We start from the raw sequence: 8,240 nt of genomic DNA on the forward strand, positions 1-8,240 counted from the left end.
TTCTGACGCCATCGCGGGCAAGCCTCGCTCCTACAGGGGCGATCAACTGTAGGAGCGAGGCTTGCCCGCGATAAAATCCAATTGAATCCCAAGGCCAGTACATGAAGATTTCAAGACAAGCCTATGCCGACATGTTCGGCCCCACGGTGGGCGACAAGGTCCGACTGGCCGATACCGAGCTGTGGATCGAGGTCGAGAAGGACTTCACCACCTACGGTGAAGAGGTGAAGTTTGGCGGCGGCAAGGTGATCCGCGACGGCATGGGCCAGGGCCAGCTGCTGGCGGCCGAGGTGGTGGACACCTTGATCACCAACGCGCTGATCATCGATCACTGGGGCATCGTCAAGGCCGATGTCGGCTTGAAGGACGGGCGCATCGCGGGCATCGGCAAGGCCGGCAATCCGGACATCCAGCCCGATGTGACCATCGCCATCGGTGCCAGCACCGAAGTCATCGCCGGCGAAGGCATGATCCTCACCGCCGGGGGCATCGACACCCATATCCACTTCATCTGCCCGCAGCAGATCGAAGAGGCGCTGATGAGCGGCGTCACCACCATGATCGGTGGCGGCACGGGACCTGCCACCGGGACCAACGCCACCACCTGCACCTCCGGGCCCTGGCACATGGCGCGCATGCTCCAGGCCGCCGACGCCTTCCCGATGAACATCGGCTTTACCGGCAAGGGCAACGCCAGCCTGCCGGAACCGCTGGCGGAACAGGTGCGGGCCGGGGCGATCGGCCTCAAGTTGCACGAGGACTGGGGCAGCACCCCGGCGAGCATCGACAACTGCCTGAGCGTGGCCGACGAATACGATGTACAGGTGGCGATCCACACCGACACCCTGAACGAATCCGGCTTCGTCGAAACCACCCTGGAGGCGTTCAAGGGCCGCACCATCCACACCTATCACACCGAAGGCGCCGGTGGTGGCCACGCGCCGGACATCATCAGGGCCTGTGGCCTGGCCAACGTGCTGCCCAGCTCCACCAACCCGACCCGGCCCTTCACCCGCAACACCATCGACGAACACCTGGACATGCTCATGGTCTGCCATCACCTGGACCCGAGCATCGCCGAGGACGTGGCCTTCGCCGAGAGCCGCATCCGCCGGGAAACCATCGCCGCCGAGGACATCCTCCACGACCTCGGGGCATTCTCGATGATCAGCTCCGACAGCCAGGCCATGGGCCGGGTCGGCGAAGTGGTGACCCGCACCTGGCAAACCGCCGACAAGATGCACAAACAGCGTGGCCCCTTGCCGGGGGATGGACCGGGCAACAGCAACTTCCGGGTCAAGCGCTACATTGCCAAGTACACCATCAACCCGGCCATCACCCATGGCATCAGCCATGAAGTGGGCTCCATCGAAGTGGGCAAATGGGCCGACCTGGTGCTCTGGCGGCCGGCGTTCTTCGGGGTCAAGCCAAGCCTGATCCTCAAGGGCGGGGCCATTGCCGCCAGCCTGATGGGCGATGCCAATGCCTCGATCCCGACGCCACAACCGGTGCACTACCGACCGATGTTCGCCAGCTTTGCCGGCAGCCGCCACGCCACCAGCCTGACGTTCATCAGCCAGGCCGCACTGGAGGCCGGGGTGCCGGAACAATTGGGGCTGAAAAAACGCATCGCCGTGGTCAAGGGCTGTCGCAACGTGCGCAAGGGCGACCTGATCCACAACGACTACCTGCCGGACATCGAAGTCGACCCGCAGACCTACCAGGTCAAGGCCGATGGCGTGTTGCTGTGGTGCGAGCCGGCGGACGTGCTCCCCATGGCCCAGCGCTACTTCCTGTTCTAGCACCGTAGCCGCTGTCGAGCGCCAGCGAGGCTGCGCACGGGCGCGCAGCGGCCGCAAGAGAGGGGGACTGGCGAGGACTGCGTCCCCGGTCGCAGCTTCGCTGGTGCTCAGCAGCGGCTACAGGGATCGCGAAACGGCAAGCAGCGGGTCAGTCCACCAGCAAGCGGCCCAGACGCTGCTTGAGCATCTGGTTTTCGGCGCGCAGCTGCTGCACTTCATCGAGCAGGTCCAGCGCCAGGGCGACACCCTCCCATTCCAGCTCCAGGTCGCGGCGCAACTTCGCCGCGCGCTTGGCCAGGGCCAGTTCATGATCGGTGAATCGCCACTCCCGGGGCGCCCGGCCCTGAGGTTCGAGGATGCCGTGTTCGACGATCTCGATCACGTAGGCCGCCGACAAGTCGGCCACTTCACAGAATTCTTCCATGTCCAGCTGAACGATCAGGGTGCTCATGATCAGCGCCTCCTAGTGTCGAATCAGAAATGTTCCCGTGGGTCGAACGCCGCCTTCTTCGCCAGTTCCTGCCACAAGACCTTGACGTCATCGCTGGTGTGCTTGGGCATCACCGCCTTGAGCTGCACGAACAGGTAGCCGCGCTGGCCGGCCTTGTTCAACAGGCCATGGCCCTTGGCACGCATGCGCTGGCCGTTCTGGCTACCGGCAGGCACCTTGAGGTTGATCTTGCCGGTCAGGGTCGGCACCGCGACTTCGGTGCCCAGCGCCAGCTCCCAGGGTGCCAGCGGCAGGGTGATGATCAGGTCCTCGCCCTCGACATCGAACTTGGGATGAGGCGCGAAGCGGATCGTCAGGTACAGGTCGCCATTGGCCCCACCCCCGACACCCGGCGCGCCCTGGCCCTTGAGACGGATACGCTCGCCATCGGTGACACCGGCCGGGATCTTCACGTTCAGGCTCTTGCTGGTGTTGCTCACATGCTGGCCCGAAGCGTTGTACTGCGGCACCTGGAAACTGATCTTCTTGGATTCGGTCGACAGGGTTTCCTCAAGAAAGATCGGCAGTTCCATTTCCACATCCTGTCCGCGACGGCCGCTGCTGCGACGCTGTTCCGGGCCGCCGAATCCTGGCCCCCGGTTACCAAAGATCGAACTGAAGAAGTCCGAGAAATCCCCGCCGCCATCGCCGCCGAAGCCACCACGGCTCTGCCAGCCTGGCGGGCCCTGGAACGGCTGGCCATGCTGGCCGTACTTGCGCAAGTCGTCGTACTCGGCGCGCTTGTCGGCACTTTTCAGTGCCTCGTAGGCTTCCGAGGCGTCCTTGAACTTGGCCTCGGCATCCTTTTCCTTACTGACGTCGGGGTGGTACTTGCGCGCCAGCTTGCGATAGGCGGCCTTGATCGCCTTGTCGTCCGCCGTCGGCTCCACGCCGAGAATCTTGTAATAGTCTTTGAAGTCCATCGAGGGAATCACCATCCGTTATCAAAGTCGCGCGGCGTGCAGCCCAGCATGCTCGGTCTGGCAGCATGGGGATTGACCAGTCTCAATCCTCTGACTGAACGGCGCATCAGAAGTTTATCGGCAGCTACCGGCGGATCTTGTGACCTCTTGGGTGGCTGCCAGGCTCATGCCTGCAAGTTTGGGGGTCAAGGATAGTCTTTCAAGGCAACCGGGGGACGAATTAGCAGACATCCGGCCTTTGCAACGACCGAGGACTGGCGTACGCTGCGCGGCCGTTTTTTTGACCGGAACTGAAAGACATGAACAACGCCTCCCCGGCCCGCGGCTGCGGCATCGATTTCGGCACCTCCAACTCCACCGTCGGCTGGCTGCGCCCCGGACAGGAGACGCTGATCGCCCTGGAGGACGACAAGATCACGTTGCCGTCGGTGGTGTTCTTCAATATCGAGGAACGTCGTCCGGTCTATGGCCGCCTGGCCCTGCACGAGTACCTGGAGGGCTACGAAGGTCGCCTGATGCGCTCGCTGAAGAGCCTGCTGGGCTCCAAGCTGATCAAGCACGACACCAGCGTGCTGGGCACCGCGATGCCGTTCAAGGACCTGCTGGGGCTGTTCATCGGTCAGCTCAAGAATCGCGCCGAAGCCACCGCTGGTCGGGAATTCACCGAAGTGGTGCTGGGCCGCCCGGTGTTCTTCGTCGACGACGACCAGGCCGCCGACCAGGAGGCCGAAGACACCCTGGTGGAGGTCGCCCGCAAGCTCGGCTTCAAGGATGTGTCCTTCCAGTACGAACCCATTGCCGCAGCCTTCGACTACGAGTCCAGCATCGAGCGTGAAGAGCTGGTGCTGATCGTCGACATCGGCGGCGGTACCTCGGACTTCTCCCTGGTGCGCCTGTCTCCCGAGCGCCGTGGGGTCGACGATCGCCACGACGACATTCTCGCCACCGGTGGCGTGCACGTGGGCGGTACCGACTTCGACAAGCAGTTGTCGCTGTCCGGCGTGATGCCGTTGTTCGGTTATGGCAGCCGGATGAAGAGCGGCGCCTACATGCCCACCAGCCACCACATGAACCTGGCGACCTGGCACACCATCAACTCGGTGTACTCGCAGAAATCCCAGCTGGCCCTGGGCAGCATGCGCTACGACATCGAGGACACTGGCGGCATCGACCGTCTGTTCAAGCTGATCGAGCAGCGTGCCGGCCACTGGCTGGCCATGGAAGTGGAAGAGACCAAGATCCAGCTGACCCACGCCGACCACCGCCTGGTGCCCCTGGACCGTATCGAGCGCGACCTGAGCATCGACCTGACACGGGCCCTGTTCGAGTCGTCGATCGACAACCTGCTCGAGCGTATCCGCAACAGCGTCACCCAGTTGCTCGGCAACGCCAATGTCACTGTCGGTCAGGTCGACACGGTGTTCTTCACGGGCGGCTCCAGCGGCATTCCAGCCCTGCGCCAGAGCGTGGCGGCGATGCTGCCCAATGCCCGGCACGTGGAAGGCAACATCTTTGGCAGCATCGGCAGCGGCCTGGCGATCGAAGCCAAGAAGCGCTACGGCTGACCCCATCCAACGCTCGCACCCCAGGGATGGGGGAACTTCACAAGGAACCGAAACGATGACCCTGTACAAATTGTTGCCCCTGCTGGGCGCCCTGTTGCTGGCCGGCTGCAAGGAAGATTTCATGTCCCTGCAGTTCGAGCGGCCCGTGGGTTATCAGAACCACCAGATTCACTCCAACGTCAGCACGTTGCTCACAGAGGCGATCCGCTCACGCGGCATCGCCCCTGAGCGGATCGTGCTGGAGCTGGATGAACAAGACACCCGGATCATCCACCTGGCCCTCGACGGCGAGTTGAGCACTGAACAGCGGACGGCCTTGCGCGCCCTGTTCGACGATATCCTCAAGGCTCGCGCGGCCAGCAGCATGGCCGTCGACCTGACACTCCAGGCGCAGCCCGGGGCTGCCACCGCGCAGCCGATTCCCCTGGAGCTGGCCATCACGCCCGAGGTGCAGCTTTCGGCTCGCTACCAATACCTCGACCGGGCCATAGGCCTGTTCAACCAGAGCGGGGTTCCGGTGCAGATCATCTGTAGCATCGAGGGGCAATTGAACGGCGAGCTGCCCTTCAAGGGGCTGAGCGTGCGCCAGATCCCCGAGCAATCGCCCGAGCATGCCTACCTCAATTACCGCACCCAGAACTTCCAGAGAAAGACCATGCGGGTGCTGATGCAGGTCAAGGACGCCCAACTGCGCGAGAGCATGAGCAAAGGCGAGATTCGCCTGTGGAGTGAAGAGCAGATCGTCGACGACCTGCTGCGGACCAAGCTGCAATTGTCGATTGAAATCGGCAACCTGGGCGACCAGGTGCTGGCCGCCGACTTCAGTGCCGACAGTCGCCAGGATGCCTGGACCAGCGAATGTGCGAAGAAGATCGAACAGCTGGGCCGACCGTTCTCCTTCCATGTCGGTTCAGGCCTGGATCGCTTGCTGGCGGTCAGCTATCAGGATGCCGACCGCCGTTGAAGCCGGGCATGACTCAGACCAGGCCCACCTGCTTCAACTCGCTTTTCAGGTAGGCGTAGTAGATCGGCCCTGCCACCACCCCGGGCAGGCCGAACGCCGCCTCGAACACCAGCATCGCCAGCAGCAGCTCCCAGGACTTGGCACTGATCTGCCCGCCGACGATCCGCGCGTTGAGGAAGTATTCCAGCTTGTGGATGAAGATCAGGTAGCCCAGCGCGGCCACCGCCACCCAGATCGACAGTGACAGCCCGACAATGGTGATCAGGGTGTTGGAGATCAGGTTGCCGATCACCGGCAGCAGGCCCAGCAGGAAGGTCAGCACGATCAGGGTCTTGGTCAGCGGCAGCTTGACCCCGAACATCGGCAGGACCAGCGCCAGGAAGATCCCGGTGAAGAAGGTGTTGAGCAGGGAGATCTTGATCTGCGCGAAGACGATGTTGCGAAAGGCTTGCACCAGCAGGTGCAGGCGGTCGAACAACGCCGCCGCCAGAGGCTTGCGCTTGGTCAGGTCGGGGATGCGCTGCAGGGCGATGATCGCCCCCAGGACCATGCCGATCAGCAGCGTCACGAACATGTGCGCCGCGTCCTTGCCCACCAGTTGCAGCTCGCTCAGGTGCTTGCTGGCCCAGGCGCCGATGGCGGCCTGGAACTCTGCGGCACTGGCCGGCAGGTACGAATCGAGGAACGGCGGCAACTGGCCCCGCGCCTTGTCCACTACCACCATGAACTTGCCCAGCGAGGCGCCGGGATTCTCGGCTTCATGCAGCAGGAAACTGATGGCGCCGGCGAACAGCAGGGTCAGCAGGCTGACCACCAGGGTGCCGAGCAGGGCCACCGCCAGCCAGCGCGCGCGCCGGCCCTCGATCAGTCGCTGCAGTTGCGGGGTAAGCATATTCACCAGTTCGAACACCAGCAGCCCCGCCAGCAGGCTCGGTAGCAGCCGCAACGGCAAGGCCAGCAGCAGCCCGCCAAAGATGATGATCCAACTGATGAACAACAGATGACGCTGTGAAAACGTTGGCATATAGCCTCAAGACGGACAGCGGGAAAAGACCGGCAGTCTGCCAGCCTTCACCCCGCAGGAATAGTGGCAGGCGCCGCAAGGGCACGGGCTTACAGGGTACTTGAGTGTCGTGACGGATGAAGGTTCAGTCGGCCCTGGCCTGGGGCAGCGGGGCTCGAAGGTCGGGCAGCGGCACGTCGTAGCCGCAGTAGTGCAGGTGAGTCAGGGTCAGGCGCTTGTCGGGATAGTCATCCCCCCATCTGAGGTTTTGGTCGTAGCGCGATTTGATGTGGGCACAGAACCCCTGGAGATCGGCCCGTGCCTTGGCCAGCACCGGCGCCGGCAAGGGGTTGATCCTCAGGCTCTGGAAGAACGGCACGATGAATACCTGGTCCAGGTCGTAACCCTTGCTCCCCAAGGGCAAGCGCTGGCCTGCATGCACATAGAACGGCTGTTGCAGGCCGCTCTCCTGCTCCCAGCACCAGTACTTGACCTTGTCCTCGAGGATGCCAACCGCTGTCCCTTCCCAACGTTCGTAGGAGCGCAGGCATTGATAACCCTGCATGCTCACCCAGTCGAGCCTGCTGGGCTTGATGCCGGTATGGGAGGGCAGCGCCTGCCTGGCCAGCAGATCCTCAAGAAAGGCCTGCTTCGGATAGAGCAGGCCATCCGCCCGGCCATCGAGAAAGCTGTTGACCTTCATGTAGAGCGCAGAAGCCGTCACCTGGATGTTGCCGTAGGTGAAAACTCCCGACGTTCCTACAGAAAGCTCATCACGGCGCTTGTCCAGATAGAACCCTGGAGAGGAAGTTGCGCATTGTGCTTGCCGGTACGGCAGCGGCAGGTCGAAGGAGTAGCGCTGCAGCGAAGTGATCCGCTGCGATGCCTCCTGGCACAGCAGACGAGCCGCGGAGTGCTCATTTTCATAGGTCCAGGGTTTGCTGCTGCCGCAGCCACCGCTCGCCAGCAGAACCAGGCCGGTCGCGCCGAGCCTGAAACAGGCCCCTGCCAGCCTCGTCCCACGGACCGGGTTCATCATTGATACTTGCTGATGAACGAGTACCTGAGCCCCGCTGCCTCGGCGAGGGTCTGCATCTGCCGGGACTGCTCTGGCTCACCGACGAAGAACAGCCAGACCCCGGGGTAGCGCTGCTCGCTCAGCGCCCCTCCGACGATGGCCTGGTCCAGGGCCGGGTTGGCGCCGACGATCAGCACCCGCCCCGCCTGGCTGGCAGAAGCCGTGGCGAACAGTCCACGCACATTGAGACGCTCGCTGGCGCCGCCTGCCGCGATCACCACACGGTCGGCCAACAGGCCGTGGCTGTTGATCTGCGTGACCAGCAACGACAAGGGCCGGTCACTGGCGGCTCCGTCCTGGCGTACCAGGGCCGCGACCTCCGCCAGAACCTCGTCCTGGCTCTTCTGCGCCGGCTGCGAGGCGCAGCCGCCCAAGGCCAGGAGCAAGCAGGCGATGACCCAATATTTGTGCATGT

General features: G+C 63.5%; 8 protein-coding genes. 3 read left to right on the forward strand and 5 right to left on the reverse strand.

What is annotated here, in order from left to right; translation table 11 throughout:
* Nucleotides 1–101 precede the first annotated feature (101 nt).
* Complete coding sequence (ureC, locus tag LGQ10_RS16000) at nt 102–1,802, forward strand: urease subunit alpha (RefSeq protein WP_226522528.1); 1,701 nt, start codon at nt 102–104, stop codon at nt 1,800–1,802.
* A 148-nt stretch (nt 1,803–1,950) separates the two neighbouring features.
* Here ureC and LGQ10_RS16005 read toward each other — a convergent pair whose 3' ends face one another.
* Together LGQ10_RS16005 and LGQ10_RS16010 are read right to left on the reverse strand one after the other, a co-directional pair.
* Nucleotides 1,951–2,256: a chaperone modulator CbpM gene (locus LGQ10_RS16005; protein ID WP_226526146.1), complete on the reverse strand. Its 306-nt coding sequence runs from the start codon at nt 2,254–2,256 to the stop codon at nt 1,951–1,953.
* Nucleotides 2,257–2,276: 20 nt separating this feature from the next.
* On the reverse strand, nt 2,277–3,215 hold the full coding sequence (locus tag LGQ10_RS16010; protein WP_226522529.1) for a DnaJ C-terminal domain-containing protein: 939 nt from the start codon (nt 3,213–3,215) through the stop codon (nt 2,277–2,279).
* Nucleotides 3,216–3,514: 299 nt separating this feature from the next.
* On the opposite strand from LGQ10_RS16010, the gene LGQ10_RS16015 reads away from it, so the two are divergent.
* Both LGQ10_RS16015 and LGQ10_RS16020 read left to right on the forward strand, forming a co-directional pair.
* A complete protein-coding gene (locus LGQ10_RS16015; RefSeq protein WP_226522530.1) occupies nt 3,515–4,780 on the forward strand; it encodes an Hsp70 family protein in 1,266 nt (421 codons plus the stop codon).
* A gap of 55 nt (nt 4,781–4,835) precedes the next feature.
* Nucleotides 4,836–5,744: a hypothetical protein gene (locus LGQ10_RS16020; protein WP_226522531.1), complete on the forward strand. Its 909-nt coding sequence runs from the start codon at nt 4,836–4,838 to the stop codon at nt 5,742–5,744.
* A 13-nt stretch (nt 5,745–5,757) separates the two neighbouring features.
* On the opposite strand, the gene LGQ10_RS16025 is transcribed toward LGQ10_RS16020, so the two are convergent.
* From LGQ10_RS16025 to LGQ10_RS16035, 3 genes are all read right to left on the reverse strand, one after another.
* Nucleotides 5,758–6,768 carry an AI-2E family transporter gene (locus LGQ10_RS16025; protein WP_058436007.1) on the reverse strand — a complete coding sequence of 337 codons (1,011 nt, stop codon included), beginning with the start codon at nt 6,766–6,768 and terminating at the stop codon, nt 5,758–5,760.
* Between the two features lie 124 nt (nt 6,769–6,892).
* A complete protein-coding gene (locus tag LGQ10_RS16030) occupies nt 6,893–7,783 on the reverse strand; it encodes a hypothetical protein (protein WP_226522532.1) in 891 nt (296 codons plus the stop codon).
* Nucleotides 7,783–8,238 (reverse strand): hypothetical protein, encoded by a 456-nt coding sequence (locus LGQ10_RS16035; RefSeq protein WP_226522533.1) that lies wholly within the window; start codon nt 8,236–8,238, stop codon nt 7,783–7,785. The genes LGQ10_RS16030 and LGQ10_RS16035 overlap by 1 nt, the downstream gene beginning before the upstream one ends.
* Nucleotides 8,239–8,240: the final 2 nt, after the last annotated feature.

Source organism: Pseudomonas sp. L5B5 (assembly GCF_020520285.1).
In the GTDB taxonomy this organism is placed as follows: domain Bacteria; phylum Pseudomonadota; class Gammaproteobacteria; order Pseudomonadales; family Pseudomonadaceae; genus Aquipseudomonas.